General features: G+C 41.0%; 17 protein-coding genes. 7 read left to right on the forward strand and 10 right to left on the reverse strand.

The window, feature by feature from the left end; genetic code table 11:
* Positions 1–23: 23 nt before the first annotated feature.
* The 3 genes from glgX to malQ are packed head-to-tail and all read right to left on the reverse strand — an operon-like array spanning position 24 to position 6,546.
* A complete protein-coding gene (gene glgX / locus KO534_RS01745; protein ID WP_215926549.1) occupies positions 24–2,102 on the reverse strand; it encodes a glycogen debranching protein GlgX in 2,079 nt (692 codons plus the stop codon).
* Positions 2,103–2,105: 3 nt separating this feature from the next.
* The gene (gene glgB / locus KO534_RS01750) at positions 2,106–4,298 is read right to left on the reverse strand and encodes a 1,4-alpha-glucan branching protein GlgB (protein WP_215926551.1); all 2,193 of its coding nucleotides are present in this window, start codon (positions 4,296–4,298) and stop codon (positions 2,106–2,108) included.
* A gap of 52 nt (positions 4,299–4,350) precedes the next feature.
* Complete coding sequence (gene malQ / locus KO534_RS01755; protein WP_215926553.1) at positions 4,351–6,546, reverse strand: 4-alpha-glucanotransferase; 2,196 nt, start codon at positions 6,544–6,546, stop codon at positions 4,351–4,353.
* A 329-nt stretch (positions 6,547–6,875) separates the two neighbouring features.
* Here malQ and gap point away from each other — a divergent pair, with 329 nt between their 5' ends.
* The 3 genes from gap to KO534_RS01770 all read left to right on the forward strand — a co-directional run bounded on the left by gap (position 6,876) and on the right by KO534_RS01770 (position 9,784).
* A complete protein-coding gene (gene gap, locus KO534_RS01760) occupies positions 6,876–7,871 on the forward strand; it encodes a type I glyceraldehyde-3-phosphate dehydrogenase (protein WP_215926555.1) in 996 nt (331 codons plus the stop codon).
* Between the two features lie 134 nt (positions 7,872–8,005).
* On the forward strand, positions 8,006–8,845 hold the full coding sequence (locus tag KO534_RS01765) for a D-hexose-6-phosphate mutarotase (RefSeq protein ID WP_215926557.1): 840 nt from the start codon (positions 8,006–8,008) through the stop codon (positions 8,843–8,845).
* 165 nt (positions 8,846–9,010) lie between these two features.
* The gene (locus KO534_RS01770; RefSeq protein WP_215926559.1) at positions 9,011–9,784 is read left to right on the forward strand and encodes a hypothetical protein; all 774 of its coding nucleotides are present in this window, start codon (positions 9,011–9,013) and stop codon (positions 9,782–9,784) included.
* A 196-nt stretch (positions 9,785–9,980) separates the two neighbouring features.
* Here the strand turns inward: KO534_RS01770 and KO534_RS01775 are convergent, their stop codons facing one another.
* The 3 genes from KO534_RS01775 to KO534_RS01785 all read right to left on the reverse strand — a co-directional run bounded on the left by KO534_RS01775 (position 9,981) and on the right by KO534_RS01785 (position 13,191).
* Positions 9,981–10,409 carry a DUF4389 domain-containing protein gene (locus KO534_RS01775; protein WP_215926561.1) on the reverse strand — a complete coding sequence of 143 codons (429 nt, stop codon included), beginning with the start codon at positions 10,407–10,409 and terminating at the stop codon, positions 9,981–9,983.
* Positions 10,410–10,626: 217 nt separating this feature from the next.
* Positions 10,627–11,304, reverse strand: a complete 678-nt coding sequence (locus tag KO534_RS01780) for an exonuclease domain-containing protein (RefSeq protein WP_252731904.1) — start codon at positions 11,302–11,304, stop codon at positions 10,627–10,629.
* Positions 11,305–11,313: 9 nt separating this feature from the next.
* A complete protein-coding gene (locus KO534_RS01785) occupies positions 11,314–13,191 on the reverse strand; it encodes a putative nucleotidyltransferase substrate binding domain-containing protein (RefSeq protein ID WP_215926564.1) in 1,878 nt (625 codons plus the stop codon).
* Positions 13,192–13,498: 307 nt separating this feature from the next.
* Here KO534_RS01785 and KO534_RS01790 point away from each other — a divergent pair, with 307 nt between their 5' ends.
* The 3 genes from KO534_RS01790 (at position 13,499) to KO534_RS01800 (ending at position 16,089) form a co-directional block, all read left to right on the forward strand.
* Positions 13,499–13,753: a DUF4212 domain-containing protein gene (locus KO534_RS01790; RefSeq protein ID WP_215926566.1), complete on the forward strand. Its 255-nt coding sequence runs from the start codon at positions 13,499–13,501 to the stop codon at positions 13,751–13,753.
* The gene (locus KO534_RS01795; protein WP_215926568.1) at positions 13,753–15,489 is read left to right on the forward strand and encodes a sodium:solute symporter family protein; all 1,737 of its coding nucleotides are present in this window, start codon (positions 13,753–13,755) and stop codon (positions 15,487–15,489) included. Before KO534_RS01790 ends, KO534_RS01795 begins: the two co-directional genes overlap by 1 nt.
* Positions 15,490–15,651: 162 nt before the next feature.
* Positions 15,652–16,089, forward strand: coding sequence for a hypothetical protein (locus tag KO534_RS01800; protein WP_215926570.1), 438 nt, complete (start codon positions 15,652–15,654; stop codon positions 16,087–16,089).
* Between the two features lie 124 nt (positions 16,090–16,213).
* On the opposite strand, the gene KO534_RS01805 is transcribed toward KO534_RS01800, so the two are convergent.
* Both KO534_RS01805 and KO534_RS01810 read right to left on the reverse strand, forming a co-directional pair.
* On the reverse strand, positions 16,214–17,137 hold the full coding sequence (locus KO534_RS01805; RefSeq protein ID WP_215926572.1) for a histone deacetylase family protein: 924 nt from the start codon (positions 17,135–17,137) through the stop codon (positions 16,214–16,216).
* Complete coding sequence (locus tag KO534_RS01810) at positions 17,134–19,017, reverse strand: GNAT family N-acetyltransferase (RefSeq protein ID WP_215926574.1); 1,884 nt, start codon at positions 19,015–19,017, stop codon at positions 17,134–17,136. Before KO534_RS01810 ends, KO534_RS01805 begins: the two co-directional genes overlap by 4 nt.
* 392 nt (positions 19,018–19,409) lie before the next feature.
* Between KO534_RS01810 and KO534_RS01815 the strand changes: the two genes are divergently transcribed.
* On the forward strand, positions 19,410–22,841 hold the full coding sequence (locus KO534_RS01815; RefSeq protein ID WP_215926576.1) for a hybrid sensor histidine kinase/response regulator: 3,432 nt from the start codon (positions 19,410–19,412) through the stop codon (positions 22,839–22,841).
* Here the strand turns inward: KO534_RS01815 and KO534_RS01820 are convergent.
* Together KO534_RS01820 and acs are read right to left on the reverse strand one after the other, a co-directional pair.
* Positions 22,795–23,457: a LuxR C-terminal-related transcriptional regulator gene (locus KO534_RS01820; RefSeq protein ID WP_215926578.1), complete on the reverse strand. Its 663-nt coding sequence runs from the start codon at positions 23,455–23,457 to the stop codon at positions 22,795–22,797. The genes KO534_RS01815 and KO534_RS01820 overlap by 47 nt on opposite strands.
* Positions 23,458–23,472: 15 nt before the next feature.
* The gene (gene acs, locus KO534_RS01825; RefSeq protein WP_215926580.1) at positions 23,473–25,413 is read right to left on the reverse strand and encodes an acetate--CoA ligase; all 1,941 of its coding nucleotides are present in this window, start codon (positions 25,411–25,413) and stop codon (positions 23,473–23,475) included.
* Positions 25,414–25,613 lie beyond the last annotated feature (200 nt).

Below are 25,613 nucleotides of genomic sequence, written 5' to 3' on the forward strand. Positions count from 1 at the left end.
GCAGTCTGTAACGTCAACACTTATCAAGAATCAACTGAACACTTAAATACACAAATACTTTTAAATGCCTGCATATGTACTTGTTTAATTAGCACACTAGGTTGTTCAGACCATCGCGCATATCGGGTATCAAGCATGATTTTCCACCCCATATTAGCTGCCAAATCGGGCAAATGGAAACGAACGTCATGATCACTGGCGTTAAAAACTAATAACCAATGTTCGTGATGCAGTTTCTCATCGTCGCGAGGACCACATAACTCAACTGCAAAGGCTTGGTTATTATGATTTTGCCAATCGTACTCTAATTTCCGCTCCCCATCGGGTCGGAACCAATTGATTTTTTCAACGTTATGTCCCAACGAATAACCGTCATCCTCTAGGTTGAGATGATTCAGAATGGCACTGCTTTTACGTAGAGATATAGCCTGCTGGCAAAAGGTTAAAAAATCTTGCTTTTGTTGATTTAAAGACCAGTCAAACCAACTAATTTCATTGTCTTGGCAATAGGCATTATTATTTCCTTGCTGCGTACGACTGATTTCGTCACCACCAAGTATATGGGGGATCCCTTGGGACAACATTAACGTAGCAAATAGGTTTCTCTTTTGCCGTTCACGCATCGCGAGTATTTTTATATCGGTGGTTGGCCCTTCTACACCATAGTTAGCCGAAACGTTATGACCATGCCCATCTCGATTTTGTTCACCATTTGCTTCGTTGTGACGTTCAGCATAACTAACCAAATCGTGCAAAGTGAATCCGTCATGATAACTAACATTATTGACCGAAGTCAGGATTGAACGCGACTCCTTTGGAAATACGTCACGAGAGCCCAATAACCGTGTTGCGAAGTCACTGGTGTGCCCTTTATTGCCGCGCCAAAAAGCACGCACAGTGTCGCGATATTTATCATTACATTCTAACCAATTGGACGGAAATTGCCCCAACCGGTAACCGCCATGACCTATGTCCCAAGGTTCAGCTATTAATTTAGATTTGATTAACACCGGATCTTGACGAATGGTACGGAAAAAGCCCGACAGCGAAGAGAATTCATATGGGTCGCGACCTAAACTAGCGGCTAAATCAAAACGGAAACCATCCACCCCCATTTCTAAAGTCCAGTAACGCAGTGCATCCATCACCATTTTTAGCACATAAGGAAAGGCAGTATTTACACTGTTGCCACAGCCCGAGTTATTTACATATTTGTTATAATCAACGGCTCCATATTCATTGCGATCAAACAAATAAAATGAAGAATTATCAAACCCTTTAAACGATAGTAAAGGTCCTACTACGTCCCCTTCTGCTGTATGGTTAAACACCACGTCCAAAATCACTTCGAGACCTGATTCATGCAACGTATTGACCATAGATTTGAATTCAGCCACACCATCTGCGACGGCATACCTTGGCTCTGGACAAAAATAGTTTATAGGGTTGTATCCCCAATAGTTGGTCAACCCCTTATTGGTAATATAAGGCTCTGGCATAAATGCCGCCACAGGCATCAGCTGAATGGTAGTCACCCCTAAAGACTTTAAGTGGCTAATAATTGCTGGATGACATACGCCCAAAAACTTTCCTTTATATTGGTCAGGTACATCTGGGTGTAGCTGCGTTAACCCCTTAACATGCGCTTCGTAGATGACGGTTTGGTCTAGGGGAGTATCAGGTTTTGTGGAATGCTGAACCTTAGATTCTATATTTTGCACTATCCCTTTAGGGATCATGTGCTGGCTGTCACCTTCATACTGAGTCTTATTCCAGACTGCGGGCCTACTCAACGCTTTAGTGTATGGATCAATAAGTAACTTTTGATAGTCAAATTTCTGCCCCATATGGGCATGATTTTCACCGATGACCCGATATCCATACAATTGACCGGCTTGAATGTTATCAAGCCAACAATGCCAGATTTTCCCTGTCTTTGCGGGCATACTTATCACCGCTAACTGTTCCTCAGTGTCCTTTTTGAATAGACATAATTCAACACCATCAGCGCTTGGACAATGCACTGCAAAATTACAGCCACCTTCGGAAACTGTGGCACCTAGAGGATGCGGTTGCCCATCTGAAACAACTATATTGGACATATATCAGCCCTTAAATAAAATAAATAAACACGCTAACGGAGGAAGGTTAACACTGACAGAATGAGGCTGCCCGTTCCATAACTCAGGTACTGACGTTATTTTTTTACTCGTTTTGTATGCACTACCCCAATATTTTTTATCGTCGGTATTGAGTATCAACTGATAAGTACCTTCATCCTGAACACCGAGTTTAAAGTTATCGTATGGCACGGGTGTAAAATTAATCAGCACATAAATTTTTTGTTTAGCCCCTGCTGACTTGCGTAAAACAGACAAGATACTCTGTTCAGCATTACCATGATCAATCCATTCAAAACCTAGATTATTATGATCCAATTCGTACAAAGCCGGATATTTGCGATACGCCTTATTTAGATCTCGGTATAAACTTTGTATACCCTTGTGTTTGGCAAACTCAAGTAAATGCCAATCAATTGAACTATCATGATTCCACTCTGCAGATTGACCTATTTCATTTCCCATAAAATTAAGCTTTTTACCAGGGTGGGCATACATAAACCCTGCATAAGCCCGCAAATTTGCGGCTTGCTGCCATTCATCTCCAGGCATTTTACGTAGTAACGAACCTTTTCCATGTACCACCTCGTCATGGGAAATAGGTAATACAAAGTTTTCGTCAAAGGCGTAAACCATGGAAAAAGTGATTTCATTGTGATGATAGCGACGATAGGAGGGGTCTTTAGCAATATAATGCAGTGAATCGTGCATCCACCCCATATTCCATTTAAAACCAAACCCCAATCCACCCTCACATACCGGGCGTGATACTTTTGGAAAAGAGGTAGACTCTTCGGCGATAGTGATTGCATGGGGGAACTTTTCATAGACTTCTTTATTCATCCACTGCAAAAAACTAATGGCTTCATAATTATGATTTCCACCATCTACATTAGGGATCCATTCATCTTCTTCACGTGAATAATCCAAGTACAACATTGATGCCACGGCATCGACGCGCAGACCATCAATATGAAACTTATCGACCCAATACAATGCATTGGCGACTAAAAATTGACGCACTGTGTCTTTGCCAAAATCGTAAATGCACGAATTCCAGTCTGGGTGCCACCCTTTACGTGGATCTTCATATTCGTATACGTGTGTACCGTCAAACCTTGCCAAACCATGGCCGTCTTCAGGGAAGTGCGCAGGGACCCAGTCAATAATGACTGCAATATCGTTTTGATGGCATTGATCCACAAAAAATTTGAAGTCATCTGGTGAACCAAAACGACTAGTAGGTGCAAAAAGTCCTACGGGCTGATACCCCCACGAGCCATCAAAGGGAAACTCAGAAATAGGTAGCAGTTCAATGTGGGTGTACCCCATGTCTTTAACATAAGGAATCAATTTTTCAGCTAACTCACGGTAACTCAAATACCTTTCACCAGTATCTTCAGACGGTCGTTTCCAAGACGCCATATGCAGTTCGTAAATACTCATTGGTTGTAGGTATTTATCTTTCTTAGTCTTTTTAAACCAAGCTTGGTCTTGCCACTGATACTGTTGGTGATCGTAAACTACTGAGGTATGAGAGGGATATTGCTCAGCGTAAAACCCCACGGGGTCAGCTTTGTGGGGAAGCTCATTACCTGCGGCATCTTTTATTTGATATTTATATTTAGCGCCTACCTGAATTCCAGGAACAACCAACACCCAATAGCCAAAGTCAGTCTTTTGCATAGGTAAACAAGAGCCATCCCAATAATTGAACTCGCCGATTAGAGAAACGGCGCTAGCGTTGGGGGCAAATACGGCAAAACGAGTCGCTTGAATAGGTGCGTCTAAGCCGACATCTAGCTCAACGAGTTGCGCCCCTAATTGTTGATAAACATTCTGTGCACTATGGTCGATAAAGTGCACTGCATGGTAGGCTTGATCTTGAAACTGGTAGGGGTCAATAACTTGATATTGCCCTTGTTTATTACTCACCTCTAAAGCATAAACAGTTGGTGCTTGTTTAACTTTGCATTCACCGCGAAACAAATAACCATCTGATACTTTTTTTAAGTTTCCAATAGGCTGACCTGTGGTTAAATCGATAACTTTGACGGCCACAGCGTTGGGCAACCAAGCAGTGACAGTGAAAATACTATTTGAGGACTGAAAATGAGGACCCAGATGGGCAAAAGGAAAGGTACATTTGGCTTGCTTTAGTAAATATTCGAGCTGCATTTTTTCGCCTTAGTAAGGGTGACTCACATTAATAGTGAGCCACTAACTGTTTCTACTTAGAGGCGAGTTTTCGGGCCTCTGTTAACTTTGCTGCAAGTGAATTTAATGAGCTGTCAGCAAAAATGTCCTGCAAATTACGTGTTAACTTACGTCGCCAATTAGGATATTCGTTAAAGGTACCTGGAATATTAACTGGTTTATCCATTTCTAACCAATCTTCTAATTGTAAACTAAGCAGTTCACTCGAGCCGCCAGCCATATGTAACTGCATACCAAAATTTAGGGCTTTGCTCATTGGCACGTTATGCACATCACGACCCACTTCTTCACTAACCGATTGATGGCCATGTAGGGTTTCTAAAATAGACTGCTTATTCTCATGCCTACTGTCATATAACGTATTTAAAATGTCTTGAGTTGGATATAACCCCAATTCTTTACCCAACTCTAAATCATGACAATGCCAATAACCAGATAAGGTTGGCATATCGTGAGTGGTAAGAGTAGACATAGATTGTTCAGGGTAATGAGAAGGCGAGAAAAATCCACCGTCTTTAGCTTGTTCAAAAAAGAAAACACGATAAGAATACACGCCATTTTCGGCCAGTTTTATTCTTATTTCCTCTGGCACTGTGCCTAAATCTTCGCCAATTACTAGACTTTGATGTCTATGACTTTCTAAAGCCAATATTGCCAACAAATCATCTACCGGATAATAAACGTAACCTCCTTGCTTCGCGCTGTCACCACTTGCCACCCACCACAAACGTAGTAACGCCATAACATGATCGATACGAAGCGCTCCTGTAGCACGCATATTTGAATCAAATAATTCTATAATAGGCTGATACTGCTGTTGATAGAGTTTTTCAGGATCCATTGGTGGTAGTCCCCAATTTTGACCCAAGGGGCCTAGAATATCCGGTGGAGCGCCAACACTGGCATCGGTGCAATATAAGTCTTTATTACCCCAAATTTCTGCACTACCTTCACTGACGCCAACGGCCAAATCTCGGTATAATCCAATTAACATGTCGTTTTGTTTCGCGACTTGATTCGCTTGCTCAAGTTGTAACGCTGCATGCCATTGCAACCACAAAAAGAACTTTACGCGCTTAGCGTGTTTTTTCGTAAAGGTTTTGACTGCTGGATTGTGAAAGTCTGAAAACTCTTTGGGAAACACAGGCCAACCCCAAGACTCTTTTCCTTTTAGAGCTAGGTTTTCTTGCAACGCATCATATACCGCCAGAGTCTGCAAACTGTCGCCACCCTCATCAACAAATGCTTTGAACGCTTTGTTTAACTTGGTATTTTTAGTTAGGTACTGGCTATTTTGATACTCAAAAACTTTTTCCAAAGCTTGCAACTTCAATTTTGTCACTAGCTCATAATCAACTAAATCGGCATTCCTTGCTTGCTGCAATTGACGCTGAAACTCCTCACTAGAAACCACTTCTTGAGTACTGGTTTGCAGAAATCCATCAAGGGATGTGACATCGATATAAATTAAGTTCAACCAACGACGTGACGACGGTCCATATGGACTACACGCGTTTGCATTAGCTGGATAAAGCGCATGGATAGGATTTAGCCCAACAAATTGCGCTCCTTGTTTAGCGAGTTTTTCTATCAAAAAAGACAAGTCTGAAAAGTCACCAACTCCCCAATTATGTGTACTGCGTAGACAATACAACTGAACACTCAATCCCCAGACTTTGTGACCTTGAGTCAATGCCTTTGGTTTGAAACAGGATTGGGGGGCAACAATAAGTCGCATAGTGCCCAACACATCGTCATCAATGACTAACGACAAGCTGTGATATCCCAGAGGTGGATTAATTGGGACATCAATCAGATACTCTTGAAATTCAATTTCTTCAATATGCACCACGTCTATTAATTGCCCGTCTATCGGCGTAAAGCGGTGTTGCAATACTTCTCCCAGTTCAGTATCGATATGTGCCACATATTCATCTGTCACTAGCTCGATTGGAAGCCGTACTCTAATCTGCAAAAGTTCTTCAGCGCGCAATACTTGCACTGGGTTTAGAACAGATAACCAAACCTTATTATGATTTTCTTGTACTTGTTTAAGCAACAAATCTGAATCATTGACCTGATAACCCATAGCCGCCAACAACTTTCTTTTTGTTTCAGGCTCTATAGTGGTTGGGTTACCCCAAGCATCGTTGTAGTTAGATTCAATACCACGATATTCCACCAGTTGCTCGAGTAACGAAGATGTCATTAAAATTTAATTCCTGTTCTGTACTATATGACTAGGGCCTACAGACCTTAAGGTTTACCGTTAGACCACGCGGTAAAAATTTGCAAAGGCATTTCACCATTATAGGGCGTATTGACCTGATGATTCATTATCTGCGAAAACCCTTAGTTGTTAACAATGAATACGTTTGCAATGACCATGTTGTAATTAAATAACATATATTCGTGAATATTTTGCCTTATTCTGCTATTTAGTCCATAATTTTGTAATTATATTTCAGAAGGCTGTTACCGCCTTTCTAAACTATTATTTATTCTAACATTGGTTAGAAAAGCTCAGAGGATTAAGACATGACAATTAAAGTAGGTATCAATGGCTTCGGCCGAATAGGTCGATTTGTATTCCGTGCAGCATGTGAACGTAACGACATTGAAATTGTGGGTATCAACGACCTATTAGATGCAGACTATATGGCATATATGCTTAAATATGACTCTACTCATGGAAAGTTTAATGGCACGGTTGAAGTTCAAGACGGTCAGTTGGTTGTAAATGGTAAAACCATTCGCGTAACCGCCGAACGTAATCCTGCAGATTTAGCGTGGGGAGCAATTGGCGCTGAAGTAGTGGTCGAGTCGACAGGGTTGTTTCTAACAGACGAAACCGCGCGAAAACACATCGAAGCGGGAGCTAAAAAAGTAGTGCTTTCAGCTCCATCTAAAGACGCGACGCCCATGTTTGTAATGGGTGTTAACCACAGTGAATATGCTGGCCAAGATATTGTTTCTAACGCATCATGTACAACAAATTGTTTGGCTCCTTTAGCCAAAGTTCTTAACGATAATTTTGGAATTGTAGACGGTTTAATGACGACAGTTCACGCGACTACAGCCACCCAAAAAACAGTTGATAGCCCTTCTGCCAAAGACTGGCGTGGTGGCCGTGGAGCTTCACAGAACATCATCCCATCGTCAACAGGCGCCGCTAAAGCTGTGGGTAAAGTTATTCCCGCATTAAATGGTAAATTAACTGGCATGGCTTTCCGCGTACCTACTGCTGATGTATCTGTTGTTGATTTAACAGTTAATTTAGCGAAACCAGCTAGCTACGCTGAAATATGTGAAGTAATGAAAGCGGCTTCTGAAGGTGATATGCAAGGCATTATGGGTTACACCGAAGATGCAGTGGTATCACAGGACTTTATTGGTGATGTTCGCACTTCTATTTTTGATGCGACAGCAGGAATTGCATTAACTGATACTTTTGTGAAATTGGTATCTTGGTACGACAATGAAATTGGTTACTCAAACAAAGTATTAGATTTAGTCGCACATATTAGCAAATAAACTTCTAGTTAATGCTTACCTTTAGTTAGTCTTTATTTTGACGACTAAGATATGATAGAAAGGCGACTAGCCAATAGCTAAGTCGCCTTTTTTGATCGCTTCGTTCACATCAATGAGAAAAATAGAGAATTTACATGCAGTTGACAGAATCCGCAAAAATTGTAACCCGCAATAATATCCAGCTACTTCAGATTGATAATAGCTTTGCCACTGCTGAAATCTCCTTATTTGGTGGACATATTTTAAGCTTTATACCCAAACACGATAATCGCGAGCGTTTATGGGTCAGTGAAAAAGCCATTTTTGACGGAAAAAAACCCATTCGTGGTGGGATCCCGATTTGTTGGCCATGGTTTGGCCCTCATGCAACTTCTACCAACCTCGCCGCTCACGGTTATGTGCGCACCCAAACATGGGAAATTATAGGTTCCGAAGAAAAGGATTCTGGCACACTTATAATATTAACTCCCAATTCAAGTAATGATGATGGGTTGAGCGGAACTGCCCAACTCACTCTATCAGTAATTGTTGGTCATCAGTTGAAGATACAATTACGCACCACTAATATTGGCGCCGAGTCTTTAACTTACAATTGTGCACTCCATAGTTATTTTGCAATATCAAATATCCACCACTGCGAGTTACGAGGGCTGTCTGGGCAATATTCTGACAAAACTCGGGATTTCCAAATATGTGATACACCACACCCTTACCAATTTAGTGAAGAAACAGACAGAGTGCATTTGCAACAACCTAAACAACTCAGCATTATTGATGAGCAGACAACAACCGAAATATTCTCTTCAGGTCATGACAGCATTGTGGTGTGGAACCCTTGGAAACAAAAGTCCATCAGCATGGACGATATGGCTGATGATAGCTATTTAACCATGTTGTGTGTTGAAACCTCGGTGACACAGAATCAAGAAGTTAACATAGGTGAAACTCATATATTGGAACAAGTAATACTCTAGCTTGATATAGACACTGTCTTTTTGAGGGTGTTTGAAATCGCCAGTTAACAAAATACAGTTTGACTAAAACCACAAACGATTTGAATGGGAAGTGCAGTTGCTTCTAAGAAATTTCATTTAGGCTAAGCTACACTAAAGATACTTCAGGCAAAAAAGGACTCATCTATGTCTAAGTTATTCATCGCTTTATTATGTTTTTGGCATTTTCATGTTTTGGCCGAAAAATTTACTGTCGCCTCACAAAATTTCAATTATTTCCCCCATTACAATTTTCTATCGGAGACTGACAAAGGCTTTATTTGGGCTGTCTTAGATGAGTTCAGCAAATACAGTGGACACCAATTTACTTACCAACCAATGCCTGTTTTGAGGCTGCAAAGAGAGTTGGAGAAAGGCTCAATAGATCTGGTTTATCCTGACAACCCCTTATTTAACAATAACCAAACTTTCGCCAAAGGTAAGTATTATAGTGATACTGTTGTGAACACTTTAGGTGGCACGATGGTTAGATCACAAAGCGTGGGTAAAAATATAAACTTTATCAAACGCTTAAGTATCCCTTTAGGTTTTACACCGCAACTGCAGTGGGCAGATCTAATAGCGCAAAATAAAGTAAAATTGATTCAAGTAGCCACTCCTTTAGCTGAGTTACAGCTTTTGGCAATGAATAGGGTTGATGCTGCAGAAGTTGACTACTTTGTGAGCCAATATCAAATGCTCAACAACCCTGAATTTAAGGGTTTTAGATTCGACCCAAGATTGCCCCATTCAGAAGTAGAATTTAAGCTATCAACCATCCAGCAAATCTGGTTAATTGATGAAATTAACGAGTTCATGGAGTCACAGCCCCAAGTGATAAACAAATTAAAGTTGCGCTATGGCATTTCTGAACCACAGTTGATTTTAAACAAACTCAATCAAACCACATCTGTGGATTAACTCTGTCTATCCTAGTGCTCCATCGACCAATCAATCCTTTGTATACCTAAATATCACGCCTTGATTACTTCTCAACCCTGTGCACACTAAATCCCCCTTAGGAGTAATTTAGTGTTGGGTTTTATAAGCAGCGCCCTATGCCTGAATGCCAAGAAGCTTGTGACTGTATTATAAAAACAAGTTCAATAGATTCACTCTAAGCCTTAAGGTCGTCATCACTCAAAGTTTTATTAGTGGTTAAATTATCGTCGGTATCGTTATTCTCCTGATCTGGTTGATCATCGATAACCGATGTAACCACCTCAGCTTCGCTGTTCTGTGTCTCTTCCTTAAGCGAACTTGATTCAGGTGCTCCATCAGGATAATCCTTAAACGGAAATGGCATTTCATCAGTGTTGAACGTTAGAAATAGCGTAATTTGATAGATATAGGTACTTAAACTCTGTCCTAAAGGGAGTGTAGTTTCATTGGTTTGCCCCTTAAAAAGCACAGTGATAAACTGAAAAATAGCCACTAAAGTAACGAGCAGTTTCGCCACTCCAGAAATGATGGCAAAAAGCACCATAAATAGACCGCGTTTCCAAGTTTCTAAGTTAGTTAAGCTTTTTTTAGTTTTATCGTCCATTTGATTCTCCTTAATAGAGGTTTACGAATTGTTGATTCCAAATACATTGGGGAGTTATAAATAACAAAAACAATGTAGCAATTTCAAAGCCAACATTTTACCCATTAAAATCAACAACTTAAAAACACGCAAATTAAAAAAGCATACAAAATACGATTTATTAAGTTAAACCGCCAAATAGTGACTAAAACCACCAAAAAAATGTTCTAGACAGCGATTACAATAATTCCTTTAGTGTTATCCCATAAGATTTTTGCTGCGCTAAAAACAGCTCTGCAGTAGCGATCGCATCATTGAGCGCGTTATGGGCAAAGTAGTTTGGCAACGCATAAGTATGCCTCAATGTCGAAAGTCTTAATTTTTGGGGATCATAAGCGATGTTTCTTTGATCGAGTTTACGTTTTTCAATCGCCAAGGTATCGAGGATCATAAAAGGTGGTGAAACGCCATATAACTCTATACAAGCTTGTTTTAGAAAATGCTTCTCTATTTGCGCGTAGTGCACCAACATAACCTTACCTGCCAGTGCTTTTAATAATGTTTCAACCACCACTTGTAGTGATTTTCCTTGAGATTTTTGTTGATCTGTAATTTGATGAATTATCACATTTTGTTGTTCAAGCTGAGGAGCTATGTGGATGATTTGATGGTAACAACTACTTAGCTTAATTTGCAGTTTATCGATGCTGACATAACCTACGCTAAGTAGTTTATCTGTCGCTGCATTAAGTCCCGTGGTCTCAAAATCCACAGACACAATAGACAGATCAGATAACGCTGTGCTCTCACTTGGAAAGGGTACAGACAGAAAATCATAGAGCGCCCCTTGGGGCACTTTGTTTAAAAGACGTTTTCTGCGCGCTTCGTAACCAAATAGACTATTGAGAAACAACAAAAGGTTTCCTTAAATAACCGCAGATTGACGATAATCTTGCATCGCTTTAATCACCTTAAAAGCATCTTTTAAATGCTCTCTTTCTAACTTCGATATTGCTTTAGGATCAATGTAACTATCAACGGATTGGCCCTCACGCAACTGATTCCCTTGATGCTCTAAACGCACAGATGTCAAAAACTCATAGGCAGCAATTAAGTTTTCGGCAGAAGCTTTGGTCAGAGATTGAGTTCCTGAACATTGGGTTAACCGCTCAACAGTATTAACAGCTGCAATACCTTCGCTAAGGGCGTAAATTCTGGCTAAGTCAACAATTGGGGCAATGCCATTGTGTTTTAAGTCTAAAGTTGCATTGTGTTTACCGTCTTGAATTAATACAAAATCTCTGAAAAACCCCAAAGGTGGCCTTGACCTTAAAGCGTTGGCTGACATATGTGCAATAAACAAGGTACTACTTTGAGTTTTTGCGAGCATTTTCTGGCGTACATTTTCTAGTAAACTAACGTCACCATAGATGGTGCTCAAATCAAAAAACACACTACTATTTAGCAAGGCTTTTGCTGTAGGTTTATCAACCCAAAGATCAAAATACTGATGCCATTTCTTCTGTGGTTTGCGCCATTTTTTATTGGTCGCCATAATATCGCCTGGGCAATAAATAAATCCGCACTCAGCTAAACCATCACTCACAAAAGTTGCAAGTTCCTCAAACCAGTGATCATCTTCTGGTTTCATTGTGTCGCAAATAATTAGGGCGTTATCTTGGTCAGAGTGGGCAAGCTGTTCCTGTCTTGCTTGTGATCCAGCTGCTAACCAAGCATAGGGAACCGGTGCGGGGCCCAACTTTTGTTCTGCCATTTCAATTAAGCGTAGTGTAAATGCCATAGTAATTGCACTGATGCTTTTGCCAATATGGTCGGCATTTGCACCCAACTTAGTAAGCTTAAGTTGTAATTTTTTCAACAATTTACTCACCCTAACTAACTCCGAAATAGAGCTAGCTTTATGAATAATACTGGTCATGTTAACAGCGTTATGTTCTTCGTTATTGATTAAGTCTGTGGTACTAACCATGCCTTCAAGCTTACCGAATTTGGTTACCGGTAGGTGGTGAATATGTTTACTGGTCATGGCAATTAATGCGTCGTAGGCACTACACTTTATATCAATGGTGGCAACGTCTAGCGTCATAATGTCGCTTACTTGGTTTGAAATAGGCAAACCGACTGCAACGCAACGTCGCCTGATATCTTTGTCAGTAATGATGCCGAGTTGTGCATCGCTCGAGGGCTCAAATTGCGACATTTCATCCACAACGACTAGACAAGAAACCTCTTTGTCAGTCATTTTAATTGCTGCATCTTGAATAGAAGCACTAGGTGAAATGGTGGCCAGTGGATAGTGATAAAAGTCAGCAACTGAGGTATGACTTGTTGAGGAGGATACAATTGCGTCCTCACTGAGTTTTTTCTTTTTGCTTTGAAGTCGTTGTTCAGATGAATTTTCTAAAAACTCAATTGCCTCAGGTGCATCGATTAGCAATGCTTTGAGCGCAATAAAATCCAAACGATAAACGAGTGCATCCTCATCCACTATGACAGTACAAGGAGGAGTGGTTATATTTTCTTTTTGGCAGAAAATGCTGCAAACATCACCGTCACAATACTTTCCAGTTAACTCCTCATTTGCCGCTAAGTAGCGCAACGCACCTTTACGCACTAGGTACAATTGCGGGTTTTCAGTATCGGCAGATGATAAGTGTTCACCCGCCCTTAAATAACAAATGTCGATTTCTCTAACCACTTTGCCTAGCAAGGGTTCTGATAATAAATCAAAGGGTGGAATGCTTGCGACAAAAGCAGTAATTTCAGCCAACTCATCGTCCATATTAAGACCTTTTGGTTACTTTTCTATCAGTGTTTTTATCTCGTATACAGCTAATTTGGGACGACTCAGCCACTAAGTCAACAGGTAAAAGGTCGTATAAGACCAAGGTGGTATATCTGAAAAAAAAAAAGCTTGCTAGTGTTGACGACAGTTAGAGTTGTATATGAATTGTTAAGAGTAGTTTTTATCTTTGTAACAGGAAATACTTGACCGCATATCGATATATACACTTTTTCTCTAGAAATGAAGTTATCACAAAAACGGCGTATGTAATAAATAAAATAGCATGCAGTGCTAGGAGAATAATATGCAAAAGAAGACCACATATTGGCAGGAAAACCTGCGCCTAATTGCAATCTGTCTCGTCATTTGGTTTATCGTATCATTTGGCTTTGGTTTGTTATTAGTAGAACCACTGAACGAGTTTCGTCTTGGTGGATACAAGCTCGGATTCTGGTTCGCACAGCAGGGTTCAATTTATATTTTTGTCGCTTTGATTTTTTGGTATGGCTATAAAATGAATAGTCTCGACAAAAAATATCAGTCTGAGGATGAATCATAATGGATGAATTAAAACTTTATACCTATATCGCAGTCTTTGGTACTTTCACCTTATATTTCGCTATAGCTTGGTGGGCTAGAGCCGCATCAACCAGTGACTTTTATGTCGCAGGTGGTGGCGTAACCCCCATGCAAAACGGCATGGCTATCGGTGCCGATTGGATGAGTGCAGCGTCATTTATCTCTATGGCAGGTTTGATTGCCTTTTTAGGATATGGGGGTTCTGTATTCTTAATGGGGTGGACTGGTGGTTATGTGTTATTAGCGATGTTACTCGCTCCCTACATGCGCAAACACGGTAAGTTTACCGTACCTGAATTTATCTCGGATCGTTATTATTCGAAAACAGCGCGCATCGTTGCCGTTGTTTGTTTAATTCTTGCTTCGTTAACCTATATCATCGGGCAGATGAAAGGGGTCGGAGTGGCTTTCTCGCGATTCTTAGAAGTCGACTATGGACTAGGTTTAGGCATAGGTATGGCCGTTGTATGGTTCTATGCCGTGCTCGGTGGTATGAAAGGGATTACCTATACACAAATAGCACAATACGTTGTGATGATTTTTGCTTACACCATTCCTGCGGTATTTATCTCTTTCCAACTAACCGGTAATCCCATACCGCAACTTGGCTTAGGTTCAACACTGGCCGATGGCAGTGGCATATATTTGCTTGATAAGCTGGACTTAGTTGTGACTGAATTAGGCTTTAAAGAATACACCACAAGCAACATGAACGGTTCATTAGATATGTTTGCGTACACCATGTCACTAATGATTGGTACTGCTGGTTTGCCGCACGTTATTATGCGCTTCTTCACTGTTCCCTCGGCACAAGCCGCCCGTTCTTCGGCAGGTTATGCGTTAGTTTTCATCGCACTGTTATATACAGTTGCTCCCGCTGTTGGTGCGATGGCCCGTCTAAATTTGATGAATACAATTGAGCCAACAGCCGGTCAACATTTGGAGTATGAAAAACGTCCGCAATGGTTTAAAGATTGGGAAAAAACAGGCTTATTAGAATTTGAAGATAAAAATGGTGACGGTAAAATTCAATATTCTGCTGACAAAACGACTAATGAAATGGTCAAGGTTGACAATGATATTATGGTACTAGCGAATCCTGCTATTGCTAACTTACCTAACTGGGTCATTGCATTAGTAGCCGCTGGCGGTTTAGCTGCTGCACTGTCTACCGCCGCTGGATTGTTACTGGCTATTTCGTCCTCCATTTCTCATGATTTAATGAAAGGTGTATTGACACCAGATATGACTGAGAAAAGCGAGTTACTGGCTGGGCGTATAGTCATGACATTGGCTATTTTAGTGTCCGGTTACTTGGGGTTGCATCCGCCTGGGTTTGCCGCAGGAACGGTGGCGCTGGCATTTGGTTTGGCCGCTGCGTCAATATTCCCTGCACTCATGATGGGAATATTCTCTAAAAAGATGAGTGGCACCGCAGCAGTAGCAGGTATGTGTTCTGGTATAGGTATTACAATGCTTTACGTATTCCAACACAAAGGTATTATGTTTATTCCAGGCACATCCTTCTTGGGTGATATGGCGCCAAACTGGTTCTTTGGGATTTCACCCAATGCATTTGGTGTAGTGGGCGCAATCGTTAACTTTGGTATCGCGTTTGTGGTACTTCAGTTTACAGGACCCGCACCTAAATATGTGCAAGACTTGGTTGAAAACATGCGTAGCCCAGGTGGTACAGGCGCAATCAGCCACCACTAAATGTTATTCTAAACAGTCTAAAGGCTGAAGAGTCATTCTCTTTAGCCTTTGTTTTTATTAATTTTATAGACAGTGTTCGAACACTGTCTATAAAATTAATAAAAACACTGTGGTTTAATGTTCGATCTTCACCCTTAATTAACGCGATAAAAAAGATAAAAAATGAATAAACATACAAGAACGGCATTGATGGTGGCACCAATTTTGGCTGTAATTGGATATATTGCTGCTGATTATTATGAAGAGGGCTTAGCTGAAGAAGAAAAAGTGATCCAGCTATTACCTGTTGAAAACTGTGATGTCATCAATCAAAAGTGCATCCTGAAATCCGGTGATTTCGAAGTAAATATCTTCGACAAAAATAATTTTACAACGGTCAATTCGACTTTTCCGTTGGACAGCGCAACACTGTTTTTGGTAGATGAGAATAACCAATCCACTCCCTATCCCTTAGGTATGATTCAAAGTCCGTATTACTGGCATGCAGAAACGGATTTGAGAAAGTTAATCGGTCGCTCGGGACAAAGTTACACGCTGCGTCTAATCGCCAATATTAAAGGAGGAAGGTATATCTCAGAGTTTCATACCTATACGAAATAACCTTGCATAAGCACTGTTATGCCTAGTATTAAGAATACCGGCAAACATCAATGTCTGACATTTGAACAGCGAAAAATGATACTTGGACTCAGTATTTTTAACCATCAATATCATTGGCTGTAATCTAACTAGCAAGTACTTTTACATGTGCCACCACACTTCTCGCTAGTGCACTGAGTGCATATCCACCTTCTAACACTGATACTATTTTACCATTACAGTGTTTATCAGCCAGAGTTTTAAGCTGTTCAGTGATCCACATGTAGTCGTCTTCAACCAGACAAAGTTGCCCCATTTCGTCTTCTGCGTGGGAGTCAAAACCGGCTGAGATAAAAATCATTTGAGGCTTAAACTCATCGATGGCGGTAAACCAATGTTTTACTCTCTCACGGTAATCAACACCTTTAGTACCAGCTGGAATAGGCACATTAATAATGCCGTCTCGACAAGGTTCGTCGCCGCTAAAAGGATAAAATGGATGCTGAAACGACGAACAAAATAACACTCGCTCGTCATCTTTTATGATGTCTTGAGTACCGTCACCGTGATGTACATCAAAATCGACAATGGCTACACGCTCTAACGCATATTTTTCTAAAGCGTGCATCACACCTACAGCAACATTGTTAAAGATACAAAAACCTGATGATTTGCCACGACTCGCATGATGACCCGGTGGTCGTACAGCACAAAACGCCCTTTTGGTATTATTTGACATCACTAGGTCAACAGCATCAACAACCGCACCGGCAGCATAGAGAGCAGCGTCTAAACTTTTGTCCATCATAATGGTGTCATCGTCTAACCATACTCTTTCGCCTTTTTCCTTTGGGGCGCGATCAAAAACACTCTTAACAAATACTTTATCGTGAGCACGTTCTAAAGCCGATATTTGCACAGGTTTTGCGTCAGCAAAGCGCAATACATATTCCAATCCAGATGATATAAACTGGTCATTAATTTTGAACATTCTCGCAGGTTGTTCAGGGTGTTCGTTCCCCATGTTGTGCAAGTTACACTTATAACTGCTTAAAATGGTCACTGTCACTGCAACTCTCCATGACTAACATTATCTGAGTTTGTATTGGAATTTAAGTATTTGGTCAGTTCTATTTCGCCAGGTTCTGAATCTAGTGAACGTACAAAACCGAATTGCTCAAACACCGAAATCATTGGAAGATTGTTATTTTTTACCAAGGCAAACATCGTTTTAAGCCCACGTTTTTCGGCAATGTTTATCATGGCTTTTAACAATCGACTCGCCATACCCTTGCCTTGGTTGGTCTCTCGAGTGACAAACGCCACTTCACACGAATTTTGTTGCGGGTATAAATAATAACGTCCGACTGCTTCTAAACGCACCTTAGATCCGTCTTGACGAACTATAGTTAAGGCCACATCTTTGCTTTGATCGACGCTAACAAGATCACAGGACTTTTCTCTTGTCATTGGCCCTGGTACAAAGTTATAACGCAAATTTATGGTCTCTTTGGTGTGGGAATAAAAGAACTCTTGCAAGCGACGCTCGTCTGAAGGGTTTAAAGGCCGCAAATAAAAACGTTGGTTTTCAATTTGAATCCGAGAAATCTGCATTTCTCCAAGTTCAGGAATATCGGTTGGCGTTTGTTTTTGGTAATCAGGTACCCAGAACTGTTTTCGTATTTGTGCAAGCAGTTCATCTCTAAACTTTGGATGGGCAACACGAATTAATTCGAGAGCTCGCTCACGCACACTTTTGCCTTGTAAACTCGCAATACCGAACTCAGTCACAACAAAATGAACATTGCCTCGAGATGTCACCACACCGGCGCCTTCAGATAAGGTAGCCACAATACGCGAAACTTCACCATTTTTGGCCGTCGAAGGTAAAGCGATAATAGGCTTGCCATTTTTACTTTTGGAGGCACCAGTTACAAAATCAACCTGACCGCCAATACCGCTGTAAAATCGATATCCAATAGAGTCCGCCACAACTTGTCCGCTTAAATCGACCTCAAGCGCGCTGTTGATAGCGACCATATTGTCGTTTTTGGCAATATTTGTAGGTTTATTGACATAGGCCGAAGGATAAAATTCAACATGTGGGTTCATGTTGACAAAATCGTAGAGTTTTTGGCTACCGAAACAAAAACTCACCACTGTTTTCCCTGGGTGAAAGGTTTTATATCTGTTGTTGACTATACCCCGCTGAATAAGATCTACCACTCCGTCACTTATCATTTCAGAGTGAATACCTAAGTTTTTGTGTTGATATAAATAACGCGTCACTGCATCGGGGATTTTTCCTATGCCCAATTGCAAGGTAGCGCCATCGTCTATTAACATTGCCGAGTATTGACCGATACGATCAATAATTTTGGTTGCTTGTGGCAAGTCAACTTCTGGTAGTTTTTGTTCACACTCGATAAATGCACTAAATTCACTAATGTGTAAAAATGAATGTCCACAGGTTCTGGGCATTAACGGATTGACTTGAGCAATAATATGCTTGGCAGCTCTTGCCGCTGACATCACTACATCGACCGACACCCCCAGCGAACAATAACCTAACTCGTCGGGTGGCGAGACCATAATTAAAGCCGCATCGAGTGGTAAAGTGTCATCAGTAAACAAACTTGATATTTCCGATAAAAAGCACGGTGTATAGTCGGCACGGCCTTCATCAACAGCTTTCCTAATTAAGCTACCGTGAATAAAGAAAGTATTGATTTTGAACCTAGCGGTATACTCAGGCAAAGCCCATTTGTTATCAGACAATGTACTTATGTGTGTCAATTCAATATCGGTTAAGGCTTTAGCATCATCAATGAGGCTATCTATTAAAGCATTTGGCACGCCGGCATTCGAGCCAATAAACACGCGATTACCCGAACTGAGTAAGCTATGCCAATCAACTTTTTTTGTGCACTGATATTTAGACAATTGCATATAAACGACTCTAGCGACAAATTTAAAGTAACAATCTTACCAATAATAGCGGCCAATTTTTTTGATCTAGAGCAGCTACGTTATTTATTTTGGCCTACGACACACGAAAGATAATCGCGAAACGATTTTAAGTTTAGTTAAATCTAGATTTTGGTACAGATCGCGTAACAGTTCTAGTTGTCACTAAGCAAATGTCTTGTCGCTACAAACTACACCTTTTTAATTTAATCGGATCCTGCCAACTAAACACTAAACAGTAAACAGTAAACAGTAAACAGTCTTTAGTTTCCCCTCGAAACAACGAAAGTCAATGAGACCAAGGTCTTAGTAAGAAAGCGGATAAAGCTGTGGTACAGTCATAAAATCTATTTTTCAATTGTGAAAGGATGAGTATGGCGTTTGGGTGGGTCGTACTGGCGATAGTGTATTTAGCGTGTTTGTTTTGGTTGGCGCAATGGGGTGATAGTCACTCTGCTAAGGCTAAAAAACTGACATCTCATCCGGCTATTTATTCGTTAGCTTTGGCGATTTATTGCACGGCTTGGACGTTTTTTGGGTCTGTTGGGGAAGCAACAAGGAATACTTGGAGTTATCTGCCAATATTGCTAGGCCCAATATTATTGTATTTGTTTGGCTATCGTTTTTTATTAAAACTGACACAAGTCAGCAAAAAACAGCACATTACCACTATTGCTGATTTTATCTCTTCACGATACGGCAAAAGGCAGACCGTAGCCTTACTGGTTACCGTTATTGCTTTGTTGGCCACTATTCCGTATATCGCGTTACAACTAAAAGCCATAGGTTCGGCATTTGTATTGGTGTCCGGACAAAAAGACACTAATAGCGTGGTGCTAGGTGCAACCTTGTTTATCGCCTTATTTTCCATTTATTTTGGCACCAAGCGGCCTGATGTAACGGAATATCGGCGTGGTTTAATTCTCGCAATTTCGTTCGAATCGGTTATAAAACTGACGGCTTTGATTGGAGTAGCCCTTTACGGTTATTACTGGTGGCAACAACAAAACAGCGGAGTTTTGTTGGCAACATTTGCTAGTTACGAAGCGTTGGACAATTTTCAATCGACAACTTTTTGGGCACAAACTTTGATGGCAGCCGCAGCGGTCATTTGCTTGCCCCGACAATTCCACGTTACGATAGTCGACAACCTCAGCCTGAACCATTTAAAAACGGCTCGATGGTTATTTCCAGTATATTTAACTGCCATTGCTGTGACTATCCCGGTTATTGCTGTTGCGGGTAAGGCTATGTTAGATGCAAGTGGCAATGAGCCAGACACTTACGTACTTGGTTTGGCTATCATGTCTGAATCCATATTGTTAAAAATGTTAGTTTTTATAGGTGGGTTATCAGCCGCCACCGCCATGATAGTGGTGGCCACATTAACCTTGAGTACCATGTTGACCAATGACGTGATTTTGCCCAAGTTTTTGGCAGCTCGTGACCACCAACAACCCAGTGTTGATTTCACTCGCACTATTCTACTTATCCGCCGCATTGTTATTGGTATGTTGTTATTGTTGGCTTACATTTACCAACAACAAATGACCAATAGTCGTTCCCTCGCATCCATTGGTTTTATTGCATTTTCTTTAGTGATCCAGTTATTACCAGCAATTGTAGGAGGTTTATATTGGAAACGAGGTCATGCTCATGGCGTATACGCGGGACTTATTGTAGGGGTATTTGTATGGGTTTTGTGGTTGATATTACCGATAGTTAACGAAAATTCCGATAATATATTGCAAAGTACAACGATTAGCGAAGGTGCGATTTTAAGTTTACTAGCAAACACTATCGCATATGTACTGTTTTCTTTGTTTTCACAAACTCGCTTGATTGATCGGATTCAGGCAGAGGCCTATGTCACCTCGATTGATACCAGAGATGGGCAAAATGAAAAGTATCCCTTAAACACCACAGTACAAGATTTGATCACCATGTTATCCACGTTTTTAGGTGAAAGTCGCTGCCAAATGTTAGTGCAGGAATATCAACAACGCCAAGGCGTAACGCTTACTTTGACGGACAAACCACTGAAAGATTTTGTGATTTTCAGTGAACGCGCTTTAGGTGGAGTCATAGGAGCTTCGAGTGCGAAAGCGTTGGTAGACAGCGCTTTAAGTGGTAAACGTCTCAACTTTGAAGAAGTAGTGAACTTTTTTGATGAAACCACCCAAGCTATCCAATTTAATATCAGTGCGTTATTTACGTCTTTGGAGAGTCTTGACCAAGGTATTAGCGTCATCGATAAAAATCTTGATTTAGTCGCTTGGAATAAGAGTTATATAGATTTATTCAATTACCCCGATGATTTGGTCAGTGTCGGCACACCTATTGAAACCTTAATCCGCTATAACGCTGAAAATGGCGATTGCGGTGTAGGAAACGTCGACACTTTAGTTCAAAAACGTCTTGACCATATGCGCAGCGGCACCAGCCATAAATTTCTAAGACAGCGTAGTGATGGACGTGTAATTGAAATGGTTGGTAACCCTTTGCCTGGCGGTGGCTTTGTCACGAGTTTTAACGACGTCACACAACATATAGAAATTCAACAAGCGCTAAAGGAAGCCAATATAGATCTTCAAAATCGTATTCAAAAACGTTCAGAAGAAGTACAAACTATTAATGCCGAATTACATCTAGAAATTCAACGTCGCGGTGAAGCTGAAAAGGAACTTGTCAGCGCTAGAAAAATTGCTGAAGAAGCGAATTCAAATAAAACTCACCTACTCGCCCTTGCCAGCCATGATATTTTGCAACCACTTAATGCGGCAAAGCTTTACTTGAGTGCGCTGCAAGAAGCCGCTTTAGAGAAAAACACCAGTCAAATAGTACAAAAATTAGGAGACAGTCTTAACGCTAGTGAAGTCTTAATCGCCACCTTATTAGATATTGCGCGGTTAGACCAAGGTGATATGAAACCACGTTATAGTGCTGTTTCTATAAAGGCGCTAGTCACACCTTTGATAGCTGAACTCAATATGCAAGCCGAAGAAAAAGGATTGCGTCTAAAGTGCAAGATACAGGACCTATGGGTTAAAACTGACCGCACTTATTTATATAGAATTTTACAAAACTTGTTATCTAACGCCATTAAATATACGCCCCAAGGTCGAGTGTTACTGAGTGTTCGAAGAAGAAAATCCAATGTGTTATTGCAAATATGGGATACGGGTACAGGCATTCATCAAGAAGAACTAAATAACATTTTTGGTGACTTTTATCGCTCTGGCGATCATAGTCAACATGGTGTCGGCTTAGGATTAGGAGTAGTGGCCCGTCTTAGTCAACAGTTAAATACACGGGTACAAGTGCGCTCTATTCTAGGAAGAGGGAGTTGTTTTTCAATCGAATTGCCAAGCTGCGAAGAACAAAAATCTGTAGGTGTAGATAAGATAAGTACTAATAAAGTGGGATTGGCTGCTTTACGCATTTTATGTGTTGATGATAAACAAGAAAATCTCGACGCCATGTTAACTTTATTAGCCAAGTGGCAAGTACATGTCACAACAGCTCTTACGCCTGACGAAGCCATGGCACAAATCAAACTCAATGAGCCACAAGTGATTTTAATGGATTATCATTTAGAAAGTGAAGAAAACGGGCTACAACTTATTGCCAAAATACGTAAATTTCTTGGCTACCCTATCCCCGCCATTTTAATCACTGCCAATCAAGATGACGAAGTGGTTGCTGAAGCTTTTAATGCAAATTGCGGTTATTTAAGCAAACCTTTGAAACCCGCTAAACTCAGAGCCCTACTTCAGGCGGTGCAAGCTGAAGGCGTGAGGCGATAAGTACAGCTTGAGTACGGTTGTTAATATGCAACTTCTTAAAGATAGCAGTAACGTGTGCTTTGACAGTTGCAGTAGCAATATCCAAATTGTAACCAATTTGTTTATTCAGTAGCCCATCACGCATATAACACAATACCTTATATTGGGCGGGAGTAAGACTGGCCACTTTAAGGGCTAACTCGGCAAATTCATTATCTAACTCAACGTCGTCAGTGGCATAACTTTCTGGTAACCACAGGTCTCCCTCAAGCATACTCGTCACTGCCTGTGCAATTTGTACTGCACTTGTGGTTTTGGGTACAAACCCCATAGCGCCTAAATTAATCACTTTTGAGATAATGTCTGGGTCGTCCAGACCGGATATTACTGCTACGGGTAAATCAGGAAAGAGTTTACGAATATGGATCAAGCCGAAAAGATCACCACTACCCGGCATGTGAAGGTCAAGTAATAATAAATCGATGTGATTATTTTGATGCAGCATTTCGACCGTTTCGTTTAGGTCAGCAGCCTCAAGCAACTCAAGCAACTCAAGTTGCTTGAAACTGTTTATTAATGCTCCTCGTACAGCATCTCGATATAAAGGATGATCATCTGCAATTAACAAGGTTGCCATATTGTTACTTTGTTGTTATTTGTTTGCTCTTTGTGCAATCAGTGTATCAACAACTGAAGGGTCTGCCAATGTAGAAGTGTCTCCTAACTGTTCATATTCATTGGCAGCAATTTTACGCAAGATTCTACGCATGATTTTCCCTGATCGCGTTTTAGGCAATGCATGAGTCCACTGGATTAGATCAGGTGTCGCAATTGGGCTCAGTTCTTTTCGAATCCAATTTTTCACATCTTTAGTTAAGGCGTCATCACACACTATGCCCTCAATTGGCGTGACATAAACGTATATCCCTTGGCCTTTGATATCATGTGGATAACCCACAACTGCCGCTTCTGCAATAGCAGGGTGTGATACTAAAGCACTTTCAATTTCGGCCGTGCCAAGGCGATGGCCTGATACGTTCAACACATCGTCTACGCGGCCAGTAATCCAAAAGTAACCGTCTTCATCTCGCCTTGCCCCGTCACCAGTGAAATAGTTGCCTGTATAGGTAGTGAAATAAGTTTGCACAAAACGTTCATGATCACCATAAACAGTGCGGGCTTGGGCAGGCCAACTGTCTTTAATGATTAAGTTACCTTCAGTTGCACCTTTAAGTTCAGTGCCTTCGCTATCAACCAATGCGGGTTGAATGCCGAATAAAGGCCGGGTAGCTGAACCCGGTTTTAAAGGTGTAATGCTGGGTAAAGGAGAAATCATCATGCCACCAGTTTCAGTTTGCCACCAGGTATCTACAATCGGGCAACGTGCTTTACCGACCTTTTCGTAATACCAGCTCCAAGCCTCTGGATTAATAGGCTCTCCCACAGATCCTAGTAGGCGTAATGATTCACCACTGAACCCTTCTACCGCGCGATCACCTTGCGCCATTAATGCTCGAATTGCAGTTGGAGCAGTGTACAAAATTTCAATTTTATGTTTGTCAACAACTTGCCCAATTCGGCGAACATCAGGATACGTAGGCACACCTTCAAACAACACAGTTGTGGCTCCATTAGCCAATGGACCATATACCATGTAACTGTGACCCGTTATCCACCCCACATCAGCTGCACACCAAAATATCTCATTTTTTTGATAATCGAATACATATTCGTGAGTCATAGCAACATACAACAAATAACCACCAGTGGTATGCACAACACCTTTAGGTTGTCCGGTTGAACCTGATGTATACAAAATAAACAAGGGATCTTCGGCGTTCATGACTTCTGGTGCACATTCAGCAGGACAATCTGCAATAAGTTCATGCCACCATAAATCTTTTGTATGCCAATCTACGTCTAAACCAACATGTTTAAACACTACAACCTTTTCCAAAGTCGCGCACTCATGCTCTGCAAGTGCAATATCAACATTGGCTTTTAATGGCACAGTTTTACCTGCTCGCAAACCTTGGTCAGCGGTGATTATGACTTTTGCACCACAGTTTTCGATACGATCTGCGATAGCGTTTGGTGAGAAACCACCAAAGATAACCGAATGCACCGCACCAATCCTTGCACATGCAAGCATCGCATAGGCAGCCTGAGGCACCATAGGCATGTATATGGCTACTCGGTCACCCTTTACAACGCCCAATTTTTTTAGTCCATTTGCTAGCTTAGCTACTTCGTTGTGTAACTCTTGATAACTAATGTGTTTGTCTGTCTGAGGATCGTCTCCTTCCCAGATAATGGCGGTTACATCACCACGTTCTGCCAAGTGCCGATCGATGCAGTTGTAAGAAACGTTGAGCTCACCATCCTCAAACCATTTAATGGATAAATTATTCGGATCGAAAGAGGTATTTTTAATGACAGTGGGAGTTTTGTACCAATCCAATCTTTTGGCTTGTTCAGCCCAAAATATATCGGGAGACTCGACTGACTGCTTATAAAGCTCAAGATAACGTTGCTCGGTTAAATGGCTATTTTCTTTTGCCTGCTCAGGCACCGGATATACTTCATTTACCATGTTTACACTCCATACTCTGTAAAAATTTCATCGAGATACTTTATTCTCCTCTGAAAACTTAGAAATAAGACTTTGGTCTTACGAGGTATCATTTGTTATTCATTTCTTATGCGACCTTGGTCTTATAGACCATGAGCTTATATAAAATTTGGTCATTCTGGTCCAGAGTTTACAAAGTTTTAACACTCTGGGACAGACAT

Origin of the sequence: Paraglaciecola arctica, from assembly GCF_018861065.1 — a bacterium.
GTDB lineage: Bacteria > Pseudomonadota > Gammaproteobacteria > Enterobacterales > Alteromonadaceae > Paraglaciecola > Paraglaciecola arctica_B.